This window comes from Kribbella hippodromi (assembly GCF_039531045.1).
Classification (GTDB): Bacteria; Actinomycetota; Actinomycetes; order Propionibacteriales; family Kribbellaceae; genus Kribbella; species Kribbella hippodromi.
In genome coordinates this window covers 22062-41440 of the sequence record NZ_BAAAPH010000036.1, presented here as the reverse complement: position 1 = coordinate 41440, position 19379 = coordinate 22062, and the positions used below count along the sequence as shown (strand labels likewise).

Here is a 19379-nt window from a genome sequence, read left to right as displayed (position 1 = left end):
GCCCCGGCGCAGCCGGGGCGACGGCGGGGTTTTTCTCGGAGAGGGTTGTTCGGGGCCGCGGGGGCTGCGGTTGTTACTGGGGTTGCTGGGTATGCGGTGCACTCGGCGGTTGACACTCAACCTACTCAGGCTGCCGACACCAACGGGCCGGTGGATTTTCACGGGCAGCATCAGGCGGGGATTGTTACGCCGGTGCAGGATCGGCTGCACTTCGCGGCGTTTGATGTGACGACGACCAGCCGTGACGACCTGATCAGCTTGCTGAAGGAGTGGACGGCCGCGGCCGCGCTGTTGACGGCTGGGAAGGACATCGGCCAGTACGGCGCGGTGAACGGACCCGGCGAGGCACCGCCGGAGGACACCGGCGAAGCGGTCGGCCTGCCACCGGCCCGTCTGACCCTGACGATCGGCTTCGGCCCGGGCCTGTTCGACCAGCGCTTCGGTCTCGCCGCGAAACGACCGAAGGCTCTCGTCGACCTGCCGCATTTCATCGCCGACAACCTGGATCCACAGCGATCCGGCGGCGACATCGCCGTACAGGCCTGCTCCGACGACCCGCAGGTAGCAGTTCACGCGATCCGCAACCTGGCCCGGATCGGCTTCGGCCGGGTCGCGGTCCGGTATTCACAGCTCGGCTTCGGGCGTACGTCCTCCACCTCGCGCGCGCAGTCCACCCCACGCAACCTGTTCGGCTTCAAAGACGGCACGAACAACCTCAAACTCGAAGAGGCCGACAAGCTCGAGCAGCAACTGTGGGTACAGTCCGAGGACGGCCCCGACTGGATGGTCGGTGGGTCGTACCTGGTGTCGCGCCGAATCCGGATGCACATCGAGACCTGGGACCGTACGTCGCTCGGCGAACAAGAAGCGGTGATCGGCCGCGGCAAGGGGACCGGCGCCCCGCTGGGCAAGGCGAACGAGTTCGACGCGATCGACTTCGGGTCGAAGAACGCGGACGGTGAGCCGAAGGTACCGACCGATTCGCACGTCCGGCTCGCGCATCCGCAGTTCAACAACGGCGCCGAGTTGCTTCGTCGCGGGTACAACTTCGTCGACGGATCGGACGGTCTCGGCCGCTTGGACGCCGGCCTGTTCTTCCTCGCGTACCAGCGCGACCCGCGCAAACAGTTCATCCCGATCCAGAAACAACTGTCCCGCAACGACAAGATGAACGAGTACATCGAGCACGTCGGCTCCGCCATCTTCGCCTGCCCACCCGGCGTCACCCCCGGCTCCTACTGGGGCGAGAAACTCTTCGCCTGAACCGGCCGCGCACTAAATTGTGGCGGTGGGCAACCAGCCGTTCGATCAGCCGCCGTACCACGAGCAACCGCAGCAGCAACCAGAGCAGCAGCCCCAGTACCAGCAGGGGTACCAGGGGTACCAGCAGCCGCAGTTCGGGCCTGGGCCGTACACCGCGCAGTTCCGCCCGCCGCGCCGCCGCGGCGGTCTGCTGGCGCTGGGTGTGGTGCTCTCGGTGGTCCTGGTGCTGCTCCTGGTGGGTGCCGGCATCTTTCTCCTCACGCCGAAGAAACAGTCCACGAGCGGCCCCGTCGCCCCGAGCTCTGCGACCGCCGGTTCAACCACCTCCGCGTCGAACGGTCCGACCGTGCCGACCGCCGGACCTGCGACCACCGCCCCCACCACGGTTGTCCCGACGTCCGGCCTGGTGCCGTGCGTTGCCGGTCACAGCTTCCAATGCCTGCCGAAGGCGACGCTGGCGAGCGCGTCGGCCTATCTGAAGACCAAGGGTGCGGTCTGTTCGAAGGATGACCGGAACTCGATCAAGTGCGTCAAGGGCGGCAAGGACGAGAGCATCGACATCACGCTCGAACCCGTCCCGCTGGACTCGATCGGCATCGGCCGGATCTCGACGTTCCGGGCGATGACGTTCAGCAACGGCGCCGGCGACAACCCGAAGGGCCGCGCCCTGGTGATCGCGAACCTGCATCGCTCGATGAAGAGCCTGATGGCGGCGGCCTTGCCCGGCGACGCGGCCGGTGCGCAGATCATCAAGTGGCTGCCGAAGGACATGGAGCAGTGCACCGGGGTGCCGGCAACGGTGTCGGGCTACCAGGTGATGTGCGCCAAGCCGACCCGGTTCAGCATCACCGACCACGGCAAGACCCTCTCCAGTTGGTCGGCCTCCTTCACCCTGAGCGGCGTGTACTGAGGCACGTACCTGAGTCCTCGTCGACCGCATCGGCCGGTTCAGGCCCAGCTTGGCAAGTTGCCGGGTGCTCCGTCGGTGTCGAGGGAAAGCACGGCGAGGAAGTTGAGCACCTCGCAGGAGAACACGCGGACGTTGTCCTGGTTGAACAGCTCGGCCCTGGTCCGTACGATCCCGCGATCGGGCTTCGACTGCGACACCCGGGCTTCCATCACCTCGGTACGCAGCCGCAGTACGTCACCTGGACGCACCGGAGCGAGCCAACGCAGCTTGTCGATCCCCGGTCCGCCCAGGCTCGCGACCTTGGTCAGGTACTGGTCGGCGAACAGCCGCATCATCAGGCCGGCAGTGTGCCAGCCACTCGCGATCAGGCCCTTGAACGGCCCGTCGGCAGCCGCGTCGGGATCCGTATGGATGTACTGCGGGTCGAACTGTTCGGCGAATTCGATCAGGGCTGCCTGGTCGACGGTGACGGTGCCGGGATGGTCGGTACGAACGCCCGGCACATAGTCCTCGAAATACATAGGGTCCCCTTTCATCAGGTGCGGCGCAGGAGATTACCCGCTGAAAGGGGACCGCGAAATTGATACTTGCTATTTAACTGCGCCTGCAGTTACCCCCGCAACAAAATGCCGCTGGGCGAGGAGGAAGCCGATGACTACCGGGATGCTGACGATCAGTGCGGCGGCCATGATCTGGTTCCAGTAGATGTTGGTTTGGGTGGAGTACTGGCGCAGACCGACCGACAACGTGCGGTTCGCCTCCGTCGTCATCACCGACGCGAACAGCACCTCGCCCCACGCAGTCATGAACGAGTAGATCGCCACCGCGATCACACCAGGCCGCGCCGCCGGTAGTACGACCCGCCAGAGCGCGCCCATCGGACCGCAGCCGTCCACCAGCGCGGCCTCGTCCAGCTCGCGGGGAATGCTGTCGAAGTACCCGGCCAGCATCCAGATCGAGAACGGCAAACTGAAAGTCAGGTACGTGATGATCAAGCCCAGTCGCGTACCCACCAATTGCAACCCGAACGAGTTGTTGATGTTCACGAAGATCAGGAACAAGGGCAGCAGGAAAAGTACGCCCGGGAACATCTGCGTCGACAGCACCGTCGTGGTGAACACGGTCCGCCCGCGGAACTTGAACCGCGACACCGCGAACGCGGCGAGAATCGCGATCGCCACCGAGAACACCGTCGCCGCCACCGAAACAATGGTGGAGTTCACGAAGTACCTGGCCAGCGGCACTGTTTTCCACATGTCCACGAACGGCGTCAGCGTCAGGTTCGACGGCCACCAGGTGAACGCGCCCTGGACGTCCTTCAGTGGTTTCAGCGAGGACGTCACCATCACGTACAGCGGGACGAGGACGAACAGCCCGAGCACAGTCAGGACGACACCGCGGTAGATCTTGAAGCCCCTGGTCTCACGCACGACGCGACCTCCTTCCGGTGATCAGCAGGTACGCGCCGGTGACGATCATCAGGAAGATCAGCAGCAGGACGGACATCGCCGCGCCGGTGCCGAAGTTCCAGGTCAGGAACGACGCGTTGTAGATGTGGAACGTGATCAGGTCACCGGCCGGCGGCTGCGCGGTCCCGAACAGCACGTACGGCGTGTTGAAGTCGCTGAACGTCCACAAGAACAGCACCAGGACGAGGACGAGATTCACCGGCCGCAGCGAAGGCAACGTGATGTTGCGCCATTGCCGGATGTTGCCGGCGCCGTCGACCGACGCGGCCTCGTACAAATCGCGCGGAATGCTCTGCATACCGGCCATCAGGGTCAGGAACGCGAACGTCCACAGTTTCCACCCGGCCACCGTGATCAGGGCGATCAATGCATTGCCACCGATCAGCCAGAACGTCTTCCCGTCGCTCAGGTGCAATTGGTTCAGGACGTGGTTCACCGCGCCGGTGTCGCGCTGGAGCATGAAGTTCCAGGTCAGGATTCCGGCGTACGCGGGCAGGGCGTACGGCACCAGGAACAAGGTCCGTACCAGGCCACGCCCGCGAAACTCGGGCTGCAGCGCGACCGCGGCCGCCATCCCGAGCACCCACGAGAACGCGACGGTGATCAGCGAGAACGCGATCGTGACGCCGAAGGACTTCAGCAGGCCCTGCCCGACCGCGTTGTTGAAGTCGAGCGCGACCTTGTAGTTGCCGAGCCCGGCGCTGGGGGCGGCCGACCAGTTCGCGATGAAGAACTTGGTCAGTTTGATGAAGCTCATCCAGATCCCGACCAGCATCGGGACGATGTGGATGAACAGTTCCAGCAGGACCGCCGGGGCCAGCAGCGCGTACGGCAGCCACCGTTTCAGCCCGGGCCGGTGCTCGGGGCGGCCCCGGCGCTTGGTCGGCGCCGGAGCCGCGGTCTCGGTTGCGACGGCCATCGTCAGCTGCTCGCCGCCACCTGGTCTTCAGCGGTCTTGAGCGCCGCCTTCACCTCGTCCGCGCTGACCGTCCCGCCGGTCGCGATCTTGGCGAACATCGTGTTCATCGCCTTGCCGACGGTGCTCTCGAACTGGTCCTCGGCCGGCACCAGCGGCAGCGGCTTGGACTTGGTGTTGTAGATGTCCTGGAAGGTCGCCGCCTCGGCCGCGTCGGTGGTGAAGTTCGGCTTCGCGTCCTTCAGCACCGGCAGCGCGGAGAACGGCTTGTCCAGCGTGCTCTGCGTGGTCGCGTCGGTCATGTACTTGACGAACTTCAGCGCCGCGTCCTTGTGCTTGGTGTTCTTGAACACCGACAGGTTGATCCCGGCAACGTGGCTGGCCACCTGCTCACCGCCGGCCGGAGCCGGGAACGGGACCACCCCGTACTCGCCGGCTTTCATGCCGTTGGCAACGATCGAGGAGTCGGCGTTGTTCTGGTTGATCACCATCGCGACCTTCTTGGTGGCGAAGTCGTTCACCGACTTGGTGCCGTTGTCGTACTGCGCGTTCGACGGGTTCGCGACCTTGTCCTTCTGCATCAGGTCGAGGTACCGCAGCACGCCCTGCACGTTGCCGTCACCGGTGAAGGTCGGCTTGCCGTCGCCGTTGAACCAGTCGGCCTTGTTCTGCGCGGCGTTGATGAACGCGAAGTGCACGTTCTCGGTGTAGCTGCCGGCCGCGAGCGCCATCCCCCACTGCTTGCCCGGGACGGTCAGCTTCTTCGCGTCGGTGACCATTTCCTCCCAGGTCTTCGGCGGCTGCAGTCCGGCCGCGGCGAACATCGCCTTGTTGTAGTACAGGCCGTACGCCAGACCGTAGAGCGGGACCGAGGTCGGGTCCGTGCCTTCCTTGCCGCCGGTCGCCAGGGCCGTCGGAACGAACTTGTCCTTGCCGCCGATCGCCGTCATCGCGTCCCCGTCGAACGGCAGGAACGCGTCGGTCGCCTGCAGCGAGGCGGCCCAGGTGTTGCCGATGTTCACCACGTCCGGGGCCTGGCCGGAGGTGATCGCGGTCTGGATCCGGGTCTGCAGGTCGTTCCAGCCGATCACCTCGAGGTTGACCTTGATCCCGGTCTCGTCGGTGAATTTCTTCAGCACCGGGGTCAGCACCTCCTTGTCGTTGTCCAGGCTGGTGCCCTGGTTGCTGGCCCAGTAGGTCAGCGTCTGATCACCGGAGCTGCCGCCGGAGGAGCCGCTTTTGTCGTCGCCACCACCACAGGCGGCGAGGCTGATTCCCATGGCGGTCGCCGCAACCGCGGCAACAAGCGAACGCAGTCTCACGTCGGACTCCCTCGTCCCGTCGAGCCCCCGCGGACCTGCGGGGGCGGATCGGGCCCATCCTGACCTAACCGGTTAAGTTTAGAAACCCTAACCGGTTCAGCAACCCCCTGTTCGTTACGACCTCGTAATCTGTAACCACCCACCCCACACCCCAACCCCGCGCCCTCCGCGCCCCACACCTGCGCCCAACCCCGCGCCCCCACACTCCGCGCCCCTCACACTCCGCGCCCCTCACGCTCCGCGCCCGACAGTCCGCGCCCCCACACTCCCCGCCCCCACACTCCGCGCCCCCCACACTCCGCGCCGCGCACCTACGCCCCGCGCCTGCGTCTCCGCGCCCGCGCCTATACCTGCGCCCCCGCACCAGCCCCCCGCACCAGCGCCCCCCCGCGTCCCGCGCCTGCACTTGCGCCCCGCGCCAGCAGCCTGCGCATCGCACCTGCGCCCCGCGCCAGCGCTCCGCATCTGCGCCAGCGCCCCGCCCTGCGCCCGCGCCCGTGCCCCGCCCTGCGTCCCGCGCCAGCGCCCGTGCCTCGCCCTGCGTCCCGCGCCAGCGCCAGCGCCCGGGCCTCGCCCTGCGTCCCGCCAGCGCCAGCGCCCCGCCCTGCGTCTCGCGCCAGCGCCCGCGTCGCGCCAGCGCCTGCGTCCCGCGCCCTCACGCCGGCGCCCCGTCCGACGTCATTTCAGGGGTCAACCCCTCAGATGGTGGGTTCGCCTACCTGTATGCGAGGGGTCAAGGGGCCATCTCAGGGGTTGACCCCTGAAATGGCCAGCTGCTGCGGGACGGCCGACGGCTCGCGGGCAGCTAGCGGCTCGCGGGCGGCCGGCGGCTGGTGGCGTGTGGGCGGTCAGTGCGTTGGGTGCGCCAGCGGGTTGGGGCTAGGGGTGGGCGAGTGCGCTGGGGTGCGCCACCGGGCTGGGGTGCGCCACCGGGCTGGGGGCTGGGGGGTGGGTCAGTGTGCTGGAGTGCGCCGGCGTTCTGGGCTGTGCCAGCGGGCTGGGGGAGTGAGTGTGCTGGGGTGCGCCACCGGGCTGGGGTGTGAGCGTGCTGGTGTGCGCCACCGGGCTGGGGGTGTGAGTGAGTTGGGGTGGGACCACCTGGGCGCGCCGGTGTACGCGCTCGGCTTGGTGGTACGCAGGTTGCCGACCTTTCACCTGATCAGTTGGTGAGCGGGCTGGGGGTGGGTCAGCGGGCGGGGCCGGTGGATTCGCGGCGGTGGAGTTCGCCGGCGGGGGCCTGCTCGTGGACGACGGTGCCGCCGGTGACGATGCGGAGGAGCAGGTCGGCGGCGGCGCGGCCGCGTTCCATCGTCTTCTGGTCGACCGCGGTGATCCCGGGCCGGGCGAATTCGCACAGTGGCGAGTCGTCCCACGCGATCACCGACACCTGATCGGGTACGGCGGTACCCAGCTCGGTCGCGACCCGGAGCGCCGCGACCGCCATCAGGTCGTTGCCGAGCACGATCGCGGTCGGCGGGTTCGGCCCGGTCAGCAGTTCGCGGGTCAGTTCGGCACCGTCGTCGTACCGGTAGCTGCCCTCGATGTGCCGCACGGTGATCCCGCGCCGCGCGGCCCGGTCCTGCAGGATCTGCATCCGCAGCCGTTCGTGTACGAACGTGAACGGCCCGCTGATGTGCGCGACGTTCGTGTGCCCGAGCTCGTCCAGATGATCGAGCAGCAGTGTGACGGTCTCTTCCGGCGAGCTGATCAACCGCCCGACCGCGTCGTCCGGCGCGTTCGAGCTGACCACCACGCACGGCACCCCGAGCTCCTTCAGCAGCGGGATCCGCGGGTCGTCGTCGAGCTCGTCGAACAGGATGAACCCGTCCACCCGGCCTTGCCGCGACCACCGCCGCAGTACGTCGAGGTCTTCGCCGTGCTCGCCGGTGAGCCGGAGCAGCAGCGACGAATCGACCTCGTTCAGGTACTGCTCGATGCCGACCAGGGTGCGCATGTAGAACGCTTCGGTCGAGATCAGCGTCGGGTCGCGGGCGATCACGATCCCGATCGTCCGGGTCCGGCTGGCCGACAGCGCGACCGCGGCCGAGTTCGGGTGGAAGCCGAGTTCTTCGGCCAGGGCGAGCACCCGCTGGCGGGTTTCCTCGCTGACGCCGGCGCGGCCGTTCAACGCGTACGAGACCGACGCCTTGGAGATCTCCAGCCGCCGGGCGAGATCGCTGATCGTGACTCGATGGCTGCGGCGCGTACTGCCACCGGCCCCGTCCTTGTCGCCGCCACCGTCCGTCCCGGCACCGCTCGTGGTCATCGCCTGGCTCCCCGCACAGACGGGAGATTAGCAGCGGCCTGCCGGCGCCGACTGCCCTGAGGCGGAAGTTCGACTCGGGGCACTAGCGGCGCGGCGAAGTTTTGGATAGCGTTTTCCCATGTCTCCGACGGAACCGTTGCGCCTGGATTTCCTGCCCTGGGAGTACGCCCGGAACGCCGCGGATGCGGAGCGTGCGCGGCAGGCCGAGCGGCAGGCCCGGCTCGGCGGGTCGCTCGAACTCGCGGCCGACGCGTACGTTGCCGAGTCCGCCGCTGTGTACTGCGACGAGCTGCGAATGGGTGATCGGTCGTACATCGGCGCGCACGCGTACGTGACCGGGAAGATCGCCCTCGGGCCGGATTCCACCATCAACCCGTTCTCGGTGGTTCGGGGCGAGGTGACGATCGGCGACGGCGTCCGGATCGGCGCGCACACCTCGCTGCTCGCGTTCAACCACGGCACCGCGCCCGGGCAGCCGATCTTCAAGCAGCCGCACACAGCCCGCGGCATCATCGTCGGCGACGACGTCTGGATCGGCTCGAACGTGACCATCCTGGACGGCGTCACGGTCGGTCCGCACACCATCATCGGCGCCGGCGCGATCGTCACCAAGGACATCCCGGCGAACTCGGTGGCAGCCGGCAACCCGGCGCGCGTTCTTCGCTCACGGACAGGAGAGTCCATGTCAGCTGCACGGACAGGAGCGTCGGTGTCAGGTGATCTCGGGGCCAAGCTGAAGGACTTCGCCGCGCGGGCGCGCGAGCAGGTCGACGACGTGCTGGCGCGTTGCTGGGACGGTGAACGGTTCGTCGACCGGCCCGGTCCGCGGCGGGAGCCGGAGATCCGCCCGTGGTGCGATGCGGTCGAAATCGCGGACGTGCTGGTACGACGTACGCCAACGGGCCACGCCCGCGACGACCTGATCCGGCGCTTCCGCGCTCGCCAGGACCCGGTCAGCGGACTGGTATCGCCGGGGGACCTGTCCGACGACGGTATCGGCAAACCATCTGATGCCAAACTCGCTGTCCTGGAAGGGCCTGCGAGCTACCACGTGCTCTGCGTCGGGTACGCACTGCAGGTCCTTGGCAGCAGCTTTGAACACCCGATCGCGATCGACTACACCCTCGACGATCTGGACAAGTTGCCCTGGGCAAGGAGGGCGTGGTCGGCCGGCTCGGGCATCGACGCATTGGGTACGGCACTGGCCCGGAACCTCCATGATCACAAGCAATCCGGGCCACTCGAACCGTTGATGGGATGGTTGCTCACGCGCGCGGATCCGACGACCGGGGCATGGGGTGAACAGCACCCGGACGACGGTTGGCTGCAGGTGGTTAACGGATTCTATCGCCTGACCCGTGGTACGTACGCACAGTTCGGCCTGCCGTTGCCGTACCCCGAACAAGCTGTCGCCACGGTACTTGCTCATAGCAATGATCGGCGGATGTTCAGCGGCGACAACTACAACGCGTGCAACGTACTCGACGTCATCCATCCGTTGTGGCTGGCCCGAAAGCAGACCGCGTACGGGGAGCAGGATGGGCGGCGCTGGGCGGAGCAGCAGTTGCAGGCGATCCTGCCCCGGTGGGTCGACGGCGAGGGTTTCGCGTTCGCACCGGACGGTACCGATGACCGCGCGATTCCCGGTCTGCAGGGTACGGAGATGTGGCTGGCGATCATCTGGCTGTTGTCCGACTACTTGGGCCGGTCCGACGACCTCGGTTACCGGCCACGCGGAGTGCACCGGCCCGAACCCCTGGTCAACTCGCGTTGACCAGGACCTTCCGCCTACCCTGACGGGGTGGACCCCCGCACGCGCCGATTGGTGACCTCGCTCGTACTGGCCGCCCTCGTCGCCATCGTGGTGGTCGCGGCGCTCCTCCGGTGACGCTAACGTCGGGCGCATGACTGCCACCTCCACCAGCCCGCGGTCGTCGTACCTGATGCGAGCGGGCCTGGTCCGCAACGTCCGGTCGGGGGAGCACCTGACCACCTTCGTGGTGTCCGGGGTGGCGACGGTGCTGATCACCCGGCTGCTGCTCAGCCTGAGCGGGTACCCGCAGATCGGCGGCAAGGGCCTGCACATCGCCCACGTACTGCCGGGTGGTCTGCTGATGCTGATCTCGATCGCACTGCTGCTCGGGTACGTCGGACCGGTCGTCCGGCCGGCCGCCGCGACCGTCGGCGGCATCGGCTTCGGGCTGTTCATCGACGAGGTGGGGAAGTTCGTCACCTCGGACAACAACTACTTCTACAAACCGACCGCCGCGATCGTGTACGTGGTCTTCGTACTGATCGTGCTGGGCTTCCGGTTCCTCACCACGCGGCGGCCGATCGACCAGCGGGAGGAGTTGGCGAACGTGATCGACCACGCGGTCGAGGGCATCGCCGGTGGCCTGTCCCGGCGGCGCCGTGCGGAGGCGGTTGAGCTGCTGGGTGTGGTGGACCGCGGTGTACCGGGGCGGCGTGAGACGGAGGACCTGCTGGCTGTCTGTCCGCCTGACGAGGTCGAGCTGGCCGCTCCGGTCGATGCGGCCTGGCGGGCGCTGCAGCGCGGGTTCGAGCGGCTCGCCACGCACCCGAAGGCGCCGACTGTTGCGGTCGTGGTGCTGGCGGTCCAGGTGGTTGGTGAGATGGTCATCGCGGCTGTGGCGGGGGAGGGCATCGACCACCTGCCGGTACTCGGCGTGACGGTCGGGAGCTTGCTGTCGGCAATGTTCACGGTGCGGGGCGCGCTGGCGCTGCGGAAGGGCAATCGGGCTCGTGCGGTCCGGCTGTTCGAGCTGGCGGTGCTGGTGTCGTTGCTGATGACGCAGGTGTTCCAGTTCGCCGCTACTCAGTTCGCTGCTGCCTTCGGGATGCTGCTGGACCTGGTGATGCTCGGTCTGCTGCGTGCGGAGCGCGAGCGGATGCGGCGGGTGCTGGGCGACACCGGGCTGGGTGGCACCGGGAAGGCGGCTGTTGGCACTCCCAAGACTCCGCGGCAGGGCGTCAGGATGCGCTCACTGCCACCTGACCCGGCTCAGCCGCCGTTTCCGGAGGACCCGTCGGACCCGGTGTAGCTTTCCAGTTCTCGTGCCGGCCGATCAGCACTGGTGACATGGTGGCGATGAGGTAGATCGCGCCACCGGCCAGTAGGGCAGGTGCCATGCCGATCCCTGCGATGGCGACACCGGCGATGACTCCACCAAGCGGTACGCCGGTCCAGCAGACCGCGTCGGCCAGTGAGTTGACCCGGCCGAGCAAGTGCCGGGGGATGCGCTCGATGAAGAGTGCACCGAGTACTGGGTTGATGAAGCCGGCGCCGACACCGCCCAGCGCGTACACGGCCATCAGCGTCCAGACCGGTGCGTCGGTAGCCATCGCCACGAACCGTGGCGCACCGGCGATCAGGAACGCGATCGTGAAGACCAGCTTGCGCGGTATCCGCTCGCCGATAGCTGCCGCCAGCAACGCGAAGGCGGTGGCAGTCGCTCCGAAGCAGGTGAGGATCAGGCTGGTGTGGCCTGGACCGTAGCCGTGGTCCTTGATCCAGACCGGTAGCAGTACGGCGCCGACTGCGGCATCGAGCAAGTTGGTGACCGCGATCATCAGCACCAGCGGCAGCATCAACTTGTCGGTCCGGAGGAAGCGCCATCCCTCCAGCAAGCGGCGCCCGTACCCCTGCTCGTCCTCCTGCTCCGGCGCTTCGACTCGCTCTTGCTTGGGCAGCCAGCGGGCGATCAGTACCGCACAGATGCCGAAGGATGCGGCGTCGATCCACAGTGCGTTGACCGAGCCGACCAAGGCGATGAGTCCGCCGGCCAGTGCGTACGCGAAGAAGCCGGCCAGGCGTTCGGTCGTACTCTCCAGGCCCGTGACCCGCTCCAGCGGGACCTTGGCGGCGCGGGCGATGTCCGGGATCAGCGTGCCCTTGGCGGCATCACCTGGTCCACGGAGTGCGCCCGCGACCGCGACCAGTGCGATCAGGGTGGGGAAGTGCAGTAGGCCGAGAGTGTGCAGAAGGGGGATGAGGCCTACTACTGCCGTACTCGCTGTGTCGGCCACGATGCTGATGCGGCGGGCGCCTACCCGGTCGATCAGGGGGCCGCCGATGGCCTTCGCGAGTACCAGCGGCGCCATCTCGGCCATGGCGACCAGACCGGTCTTGACCGGCGATCCGGTAGTGATCAGGACGAACCATGGGATCGCGATCGAGCTGACCCGAGTACCGCAGATGGACACCACGTTCGCCACCAGGAACGCCGCCAGTGGCGCCCGGTTCCGTGACTCGCTCATCGTCTTGCCCCCCTTACTTGTCGCTGCTAGCGCGTCTCGCGCGGGAATGCCTGGATCTGGACGGTCACTTGCTCGGCGCCTTCGGGCAGCGGAGCTCTGAGGTCGGTCGCGCGGTACTTGTCCAGCACCGCCAGGACCTCGCGCATCATCTCCGCGAGCTGATCGGGCCGTAGCTGGAAGGCGTAGTCCGCGAGCAGGCTGGCGTCGCGCCAGTCAGCCGGCATGGTCTGCATCGCGTCGATGTAGCTGAAGATGTTCTCCGCGTACGTCTGCCCGACTCCGTGCAGGAAGCCGAGAGCCAGCTCCGGCTCCTGGTCCAGCAGCTCGGACGAGTCGAACTCGGTGCTCTGATGCGCCGCCTGCCACCAGCGGTCGCGGGCGTTGCCGCGGCTGTCGTCCTCGACCACCAGGCCGGCGTCGGCCAGCTGGCGGAGGTGGTAGCTGGTCGCGCCCGTGTTCACACCGAGCCGGCCGGCCAGCGTGGTCGCGGTCTGCGGGCCGTAGACCCGGAGCAGGCCGACGATCCGGTTCCGCATCGGATGCGCCAGGGCGCGGACCAGATGCCGGTCCAGCCGGACGGAGTTCGTCTCGTCGTTGTCGCTCATGGGGTTGAGCATAGAACTGCAAAGACTCTTTGCAAAGAGATTCTGCAAAGAAGTTTTGCGATTGGTTGTCCACAGGGTGCGAAGTCGTGGGCGCGGCGGGGGCGGATCGCGGCATCTTCTCTGGCGATCGGAATCCCGCTGCGGCGAAACCCGATCCCCGCGGGACCCGACCCCAGTGGGAGCAATCCGAGCGGGACTCAATCTCTGCGGGACCCGATCCAGCGAGAGCCAATCCAGTGAAACGGAGTACAGCGATGATGCGTGTGATGCTCGAGGAGGCCGACTACTGCGATGTCGCGGCCGATGTGATGACGTTCGACGAGGGCGCGGTGGTGTTCTGGCGCGACGGCGAGGAGGTCGGCCGGCAGCGCCAGGCCCGGATCCTCTCGCTCGAGGTCCTGGACGAACGCTCGACGAAAAAGCGCATCCAGCGCGCCCGGAAAAACCACCCCAAGGCCTGGCTCCAATGGAGCGCCGAAGACGAGCAAACCCTGATCACGATGTTCAACCAGGGCTCCAGCAAGGACCAACTCGTCGAAGCCCTGGGCCGCCAGGAAGGCGGCATAGCCTCCCGCCTGAGAATGCTAGGCCTCCTGGAAGAAGACCAAAAACTAACCTGACTGCCGCGCCAGAGTGCCGTCGCAGTCCCGCATCGAGGTCGCGACGTGCGCCGGATGGTCAGACGGCGATGACCTCAACCAGTCCGCGGAGTGCGTGGAAGTTCTTCGGGTTCCGGGTGTACAGAGCAGCCTCGTGGGTGGTCGCGGTCGCCGCGATCACCAGATCGTAGGCACGGGCGCGTGGTTGCGCCCCAGCCGCCGCGACCGTCGCCGCGAATGCACCGTAGGTGCGTGGGTGGTGCCTGCGGAGGTGAGGGGTGGGTTGTCGTCGGGTTGGTGCTTGGGAGATTGGTGCTTGGGAGAGTGGGGCGGCACCGGACGGGAGGTGGGTTTTGCGGCGGTGGGAGAATGGCGCGATGCAGTCTGAGGTGCGGTCGGAGGGTTTGGCGCGAACGGCGGAGGCCGGCGCGCGGATGTCTGCTGCCCAGCCGCATGAGTCTTCCGCGGTGCACGACGCCTCGCCCGCAGCCGACGGAGCGGCTTCGGCGGTGCGCGGCGCGGCAGCTGCAGTGGATTCTGAATCGCGTGGTCAGTCGGCTGATGCGTCTGGTTCGCCCGGTGGGCTTGGGGTGGTTCGGGGGGCTTTGCTCGGGCGCGAGAGTTTGGTGCGGGGGCTGGCTTCGGGGCGGCGGCGTGGGGTGGACGGGCCGCCGTACCTGCGGGTCGAGCTGCGGTACGTGGATCTGAAGGGCGTGCGCCACCTGCAGATCACCGAGTTCGACGAGCGCCAGGCACACACCCGCAACGTCGCGGCAGCGGAGCTGGAAGAAGCTGTCGACGAACTGCTCGGTCAGGCGTACGGGTCGTGGCATGTGGAGACGACCAGCGAGACGCTGCGGCTGCGCTACACCAAGAAGGGCAAGGAGTTGCTGCACCGGCAGGACGATCACCGGGAGCAGGAGACCCGCCACGACCGGGTGAAGCGCCGGGTGCTCGACCCGGCGGCGCCGTTCCTGATCGAGCTCGGGATCAGCGATCACCAGGGCCGGGTGAAACCGTCGCGGCAGGCGAAGTACAAGCAGATCGAGGAGTTCTGCAAGCTGCTCGCCCCGGCACTCGACGAGGCGATCGCGGCCGGGCGGATCGCGGCCGACCGGCCGTTGCAGGTCGTCGACCTCGGCTGCGGGAACGCGTACCTCACGCTCGCCGCGTACCACCTGCTGACCGCGGCCGGGCACGACGTACGGATGACCGGGATCGATCACAACCCGGCCGCGCGGAAGCGGAACACCAGGGTGGTCGAGGCGCTCGGCTGGCAGGAGCACCTGCGGTTCGTCGACGCGACCATCCAGGCGGCCGAGCTGGACGTCCAGCCGGACGTGGTGCTGGCGCTGCATGCCTGCGACACCGCGACCGACGACGCGCTCGCCCGGGCGGTCGGGTGGCAAGCATCACTCGTTCTGGCGGCTCCATGTTGTCATCACGACATCCAAACGCAGCTCAAGAGCGTCTCACCACCGGCGCCTTACGCGCTGATGACCAGATATGGCATCGTTCGTGAGCGGTTCGCCGACGTCCTGACAGACTCCCTGCGGGCGGCGGTGCTCCGACAGGTCGGTTACCGGGTGGAGGTCGTGCAGTTCGTGGACAGTCAGCACACGCCGCGCAATCTACTGCTCCGCGCGGCCCGAACCGGCGCCAAGCCGACCCCGGACCTCCAGTCCGAGTACCAGACCCTGATCGCCGAATGGCAGGTGAACCCCCGCCTGGCCCAACTCCTGCTACCCCCGCAGCCGGCGGACGCTGACGGCCGCGAGGTGCCGGCCGACGCCGCGGCATCCGAGTCACGCGGGGCGTCAGACGCATCCGGCGCATCCGGCGCGGCTCGGCAGGCAGGGGTGGTTTCGTGAGGTGGTTGCGGGCGGCTCTTGCTCTGGCCGGGGCGACGGTTTGTGTACTGGCGGGTGTGGCGCTTCCCACAACCGCCTCCGCGACCCCGACGGCCGATCCGACCGCGCCGAAGAAGCTGTTCACGATCCAGGACGACCGGCTCAAGGAAACGACCGGCCTGGCGAAGAGCGTGAAGCACGACGGCATCTACTGGGCCGTCAGCCGCTCTGGCGAAACCGGCCGGGTGTTCGCGGTGGACCAGACCGGCAAGGTTAAGGCGGTCCTGCGGATCAACGCGAAGGTGGTCGACGTCGAAGCGGTCGGCGTGGACCGGAACGGCTTCATCTACCTCGCGGACATCGGCGACACCAAGGGCAACCGGGACCAGGTCGAGGTCTACACATTCCCGGAGCCGGAGACGCTGCAGGACCAGGACAAGATCCCGTACCACCGGTACGACTACACCTATCCCGACGGAGCGCACGACGCCGAGACACTGCTGATCGAGCCGGGTACGAGCCAGCTGTACTTCGTCACCAGGTCCTCACAAGGTGCCGGGTCCATCTACGCGGCACCACCCTCGCCGTCCCGTCAGGGGACGAACAAGCTCACCAAGTTCTCGGCGGCACCGCCCGGGGCGATCACCGACGGGACGTTCCTGCCGGACGGTCAGCGGGCCGTGCTCCGAAGCTCGACCGAGGTGTCCACGGTCGCCTGGGGTGACACCCCCACCGTCGTCGCCCGCGCCGCCGCGTCGACAGGCGCGGGCAAGTCGGTCGCGGTCGGTCCGGCCGACGGGACCGTCGTGGTCGCCAGCAGCGGTACGGGCGCGGCGTTCTACCAGCTGACCGCCCCCGCGAAGGCGGCCGGCACCACCACCAGTACGCCGCCGTCGGCGACTGCCACTCCGAAGCCGGCCACCACCTCGGACTCGAGCAGTTCCACCGCCGGCAAGAGTCACAACCTCCGCTGGATCATCATTGGCGCCGCCGTGTTCGCGATCGTCATCACCGTCCTCACGTTCCCGCCCGGCCGCCGCGAACGCCAAGACCGCCAAGCCGAAAACGACCGCCTCACCGGCCAATCCCCCCCCCCCCCCCGCCGCCGCCAGCCCCAGTAGCAGTCACCCGGCAAGCACTTCCCCGTACCACGACCAACTCGCCCCACCGCCCACCTCAATCGGCAATTGCGGCCACGCCCGGCGGCTGCCTGCCTGACGTGGCGGACGTCTCTGCAGCAGCGGTGATCCACCGGGGCATGGAGCACCAACGGTGGTGCCATCGACCGTCATCCGCCTGCTCGGCGCGCGACCTGTGTGGTTCGTCTGGCATCCATGTGCTCGGCTCCTGGTTCGCGGAGGTCCGCCTGTTCGGTGAGCGGTCTGCGGTTGCGCGGGGTGTCCGCGTGCTCGGTGCTCGGTGCTCGGTGCGCGGTTCGTGGGGCGTCGGTGTGTTGGGTGCGCGGTCTGTGGTTCGCCGGGTGTCCGCTTGCTTGGCGCGCGGTACGTGGTTCGCGCGGTGTCGTCTCCCCGGGCTGGTTGTTCTGCGGACTGCTGCGTCGTGGTTGGCGGTGTTTGCGGAACATTTGTTGCGTTATTTGGCGAATTGTTTCCGAGGAGGCGGCGGCGATCGCTGGGGAGCACTGATCGGCAGGCGGGACGCGGCGCGCTGGTCGTGCGGCGGTGCGGTGGTGGGTGGTGGCGTGGGGAAATGGGACAGCCGCCAGGCCCGGGTGGGGTGGCGGCTGTGGGGGATGGGGTTGGGTTATTTGAGGTTTTCGACTACGTAGTCGATGGACTGGGTGAGTTTTTCGACGTCGTCGGGGTTGACCGCGGGGAACATGGCTACGCGGAGCTGGTTGCGGCCGAGTTTGCGGTATGGCTCGGTGTCCACGATGCCGTTGGCGCGGAGGGTCTTGGCTACCGCGGTGGCGTCGATCGAGTCGTCGAGGTCGATGGTGCCGACGACGAGGGAGCGGGCGTCGGGGTCGGTGACGTACGGGGTCGCGTACTCCGACTTCTCGGCCCAGGTGTACAGCCGGTTGCTGGAGTCGGTGGTGCGGGCGACGCTCCACGCCAGACCGCCCTGGTTGTTGATCCAGTCGGTCTGCTCGGCCATCAGGAACAGGGTGGCCAGCGCCGGCGTGTTGTACGTCTGGTTCTTGCTCGAGTTGTCGACCGCGGTGGCGAGGTCCAGGAACGCCGGAATCCAGCGGCCGGAGGCGGCGATCTCCTCGACCCGGGCGAGCGCGGCCGGGCTCATCAGCGCGATCCACAGGCCGCCGTCGGAGGCGAATCCCTTCTGCGGCGCGAAGTAGTACACGTCGGCCTCGTTCAGGTCGACCGGGAGGCCCGCCGCGCCCGAGGTGGCGTCGATCGCGACCAGCGCGCCCTCGTCGGCGCCTTCGACGCGGTGGACCGGGGCCATCACGCCGGTGGAGGTCTCGTTGTGCGGCCACGCGTACAGGTCGACGCCGGCTTCGGCCACCGGGATCGGGCGGGTGCCGGGATCGGACTTGATCACCGACGGGTCGCCGAGGTGCGGGGCGAGCTGCGACGCCTTGGCGAACTTCGAGGAGAACTCACCGAAGTTCAGGTGCTGGCTCTTCTCCCGGATCAGCCCGAACGTCGCGATGTCCCAGAACGCGGTCGAACCACCGTTGCCGAGCACCACCTGGTACCCGTCCGGAAGCTGGAAGAGCTCGGCCACGCCGTCCTGGACCCGCTTGACCAGGTTCTTCACCGGGGCCTGGCGGTGCGAGGTGCCGAGCAGCTTCGCGCCCTCGGACGCGAGCGCGGCGATGGCTTCCGGACGGACCTTCGACGGTCCGGCGCCGAAGCGGCCGTCAGCAGGCTTGAGCTCTTCAGGAATCTTGATGTCGCTGGTCACCAGCGTCTTCCCTTCGTCGTCTGCATCTCAAGTAGCCGACGACGCTGTCAGCAGCCCCATCCTCGCACATGCCCGCCAACCCACGTCCGCGGGTGCCCAAGACGAGAGACTTACTCGTGCTTGCGGGTGATCGTCTCCGTGCCGGTCAGTACCGCGACCGGGCCGTCCGGCGTGTCGGTCCACTCGCCGCAGGCGCCACCACCTTCGGCGACCTCCAGCGTGAGCTCGGTCCCGTCCATCCGCAGCGCCGGGTGGTAGTAGTGCGCGACCCGCTCCGCCTCGCCCTCGATGTAGTGGCCGATCAGCGCGCGCCGGAACCGGTCGGTGGTGACGTTCGGGTTGCTCCCGTGCACCAGCGCGCCGTGGAAGAACAGCACGTCACCCGGTTCCATCTCGACCGGTACGGCGTCCGTGGCCGACGGCAGCGGTACGGTCACGTCCGTGAAGCTGACCGTCGTATCGGCCTTCTCGGTGCAGAGGATCGGCCACCGGTGCGATCCGGGTACGACCTCGAGGCACCCGTTCGCCTCATCGACCTTGTCGAGGGCCATCCAGGCCGCGACGCACGTACCCGGGTCGGCCTTCAGGTAGAAGTTGTCCTGGTGCAGCGCCTGCCCGCGGGAGCCCGGCGGCTTGAAGTACACCATCGTCTGCACCGCGTACGGCGACCTGCCGAGCAATCCGGTCATCACGGCGTCGATGCGCGGATCGGTCAGCCACTGCAGTGACGCGTCGTCCCAGCGGTGCATCTGCGCCATCCGCGGGTACCGCTTGAGCGGGTCGCGGTCGGGCGAGTCGTGGCCGGCGAAGTTCTGCCCCTTCGGCCCGCGGTGCCGGGCGTCCATGTAGTGGTCGCGCAGCCGCTCGGCCTCGTCGGTACTGAACAGCCCGCGCACCATCGTGTACCCGGTGCGCTCGAACTCGTCTTTGAGGACGCGATCGTCGATGTTGGATGAAACGCTCATGCACAACTCCCGCATTCGTGCCGTACTGTGCCTGACATCAGCAATTC

Annotated in this window: 16 protein-coding genes; 7 read left to right on the top strand and 9 right to left on the bottom strand. The window is 67.8% G+C overall.

Annotated features, from left to right (window positions below; translation table 11 throughout):
- On the top strand, positions 1-1263 hold a 1263-nt coding region (gene efeB / locus ABD260_RS35735; RefSeq protein ID WP_344241106.1), incomplete at its 5' end, for an iron uptake transporter deferrochelatase/peroxidase subunit.
- Positions 1264-1288: 25 nt separating this feature from the next.
- Positions 1289-2173 carry a hypothetical protein gene (locus tag ABD260_RS35730; protein ID WP_344241104.1) on the top strand — a complete coding sequence of 295 codons (885 nt, stop codon included), beginning with the start codon at positions 1289-1291 and terminating at the stop codon, positions 2171-2173.
- Between the two features lie 38 nt (positions 2174-2211).
- Here the strand turns inward: ABD260_RS35730 and ABD260_RS35725 are convergent, their stop codons facing one another.
- The 5 genes from ABD260_RS35725 to ABD260_RS35705 form a co-directional block, all read right to left on the bottom strand.
- Complete coding sequence (locus ABD260_RS35725) at positions 2212-2694, bottom strand: MaoC family dehydratase (protein ID WP_344241102.1); 483 nt, start codon at positions 2692-2694, stop codon at positions 2212-2214.
- A 69-nt stretch (positions 2695-2763) separates the two neighbouring features.
- Entirely contained in the window at positions 2764-3603 is an 840-nt protein-coding gene (locus tag ABD260_RS35720; RefSeq protein WP_344241100.1) for a carbohydrate ABC transporter permease, read from the bottom strand.
- Positions 3596-4561: a carbohydrate ABC transporter permease gene (locus ABD260_RS35715; RefSeq protein WP_344241098.1), complete on the bottom strand. Its 966-nt coding sequence runs from the start codon at positions 4559-4561 to the stop codon at positions 3596-3598. Before ABD260_RS35715 ends, ABD260_RS35720 begins: the two co-directional genes overlap by 8 nt.
- Before the next feature lie 2 nt (positions 4562-4563).
- Entirely contained in the window at positions 4564-5880 is a 1317-nt protein-coding gene (locus ABD260_RS35710; protein ID WP_344241096.1) for an ABC transporter substrate-binding protein, read from the bottom strand.
- A 1186-nt stretch (positions 5881-7066) separates the two neighbouring features.
- Positions 7067-8146, bottom strand: coding sequence for a LacI family DNA-binding transcriptional regulator (locus tag ABD260_RS35705; protein ID WP_344241094.1), 1080 nt, complete (start codon positions 8144-8146; stop codon positions 7067-7069).
- A gap of 118 nt (positions 8147-8264) precedes the next feature.
- Between ABD260_RS35705 and ABD260_RS35700 the strand changes: the two genes are divergently transcribed.
- Together ABD260_RS35700 and ABD260_RS35695 are read left to right on the top strand one after the other, a co-directional pair.
- A complete protein-coding gene (locus tag ABD260_RS35700) occupies positions 8265-9920 on the top strand; it encodes an acyltransferase (RefSeq protein ID WP_344241092.1) in 1656 nt (551 codons plus the stop codon).
- A 130-nt stretch (positions 9921-10050) separates the two neighbouring features.
- Positions 10051-11208: a hypothetical protein gene (locus tag ABD260_RS35695; protein ID WP_344241090.1), complete on the top strand. Its 1158-nt coding sequence runs from the start codon at positions 10051-10053 to the stop codon at positions 11206-11208.
- On the opposite strand, the gene ABD260_RS35690 is transcribed toward ABD260_RS35695, so the two are convergent.
- Positions 11138-12424, bottom strand: coding sequence for an MFS transporter (locus ABD260_RS35690; RefSeq protein ID WP_344241088.1), 1287 nt, complete (start codon positions 12422-12424; stop codon positions 11138-11140). The genes ABD260_RS35695 and ABD260_RS35690 overlap by 71 nt on opposite strands.
- Before the next feature lie 26 nt (positions 12425-12450).
- Positions 12451-13029 carry a helix-turn-helix domain-containing protein gene (locus tag ABD260_RS35685; protein ID WP_344241086.1) on the bottom strand — a complete coding sequence of 193 codons (579 nt, stop codon included), beginning with the start codon at positions 13027-13029 and terminating at the stop codon, positions 12451-12453.
- 254 nt (positions 13030-13283) lie between these two features.
- Between ABD260_RS35685 and ABD260_RS35680 the strand changes: the two genes are divergently transcribed.
- The 3 genes from ABD260_RS35680 to ABD260_RS35670 all read left to right on the top strand — a co-directional run bounded on the left by ABD260_RS35680 (position 13284) and on the right by ABD260_RS35670 (position 16599).
- Entirely contained in the window at positions 13284-13649 is a 366-nt protein-coding gene (locus tag ABD260_RS35680; RefSeq protein WP_344241084.1) for a hypothetical protein, read from the top strand.
- A 356-nt stretch (positions 13650-14005) separates the two neighbouring features.
- The gene (locus tag ABD260_RS35675; protein ID WP_344241082.1) at positions 14006-15499 is read left to right on the top strand and encodes a class I SAM-dependent methyltransferase; all 1494 of its coding nucleotides are present in this window, start codon (positions 14006-14008) and stop codon (positions 15497-15499) included.
- Complete coding sequence (locus tag ABD260_RS35670; protein ID WP_344241080.1) at positions 15496-16599, top strand: hypothetical protein; 1104 nt, start codon at positions 15496-15498, stop codon at positions 16597-16599. The genes ABD260_RS35675 and ABD260_RS35670 overlap by 4 nt, the downstream gene beginning before the upstream one ends.
- Positions 16600-17242: 643 nt before the next feature.
- Here the strand turns inward: ABD260_RS35670 and serC are convergent.
- Complete coding sequence (gene serC / locus ABD260_RS35665) at positions 17243-18367, bottom strand: phosphoserine transaminase (RefSeq protein ID WP_425553481.1); 1125 nt, start codon at positions 18365-18367, stop codon at positions 17243-17245.
- Positions 18368-18477: 110 nt separating this feature from the next.
- A complete protein-coding gene (locus ABD260_RS35660; protein WP_344241078.1) occupies positions 18478-19332 on the bottom strand; it encodes a phytanoyl-CoA dioxygenase family protein in 855 nt (284 codons plus the stop codon).
- Positions 19333-19379: the final 47 nt, after the last annotated feature.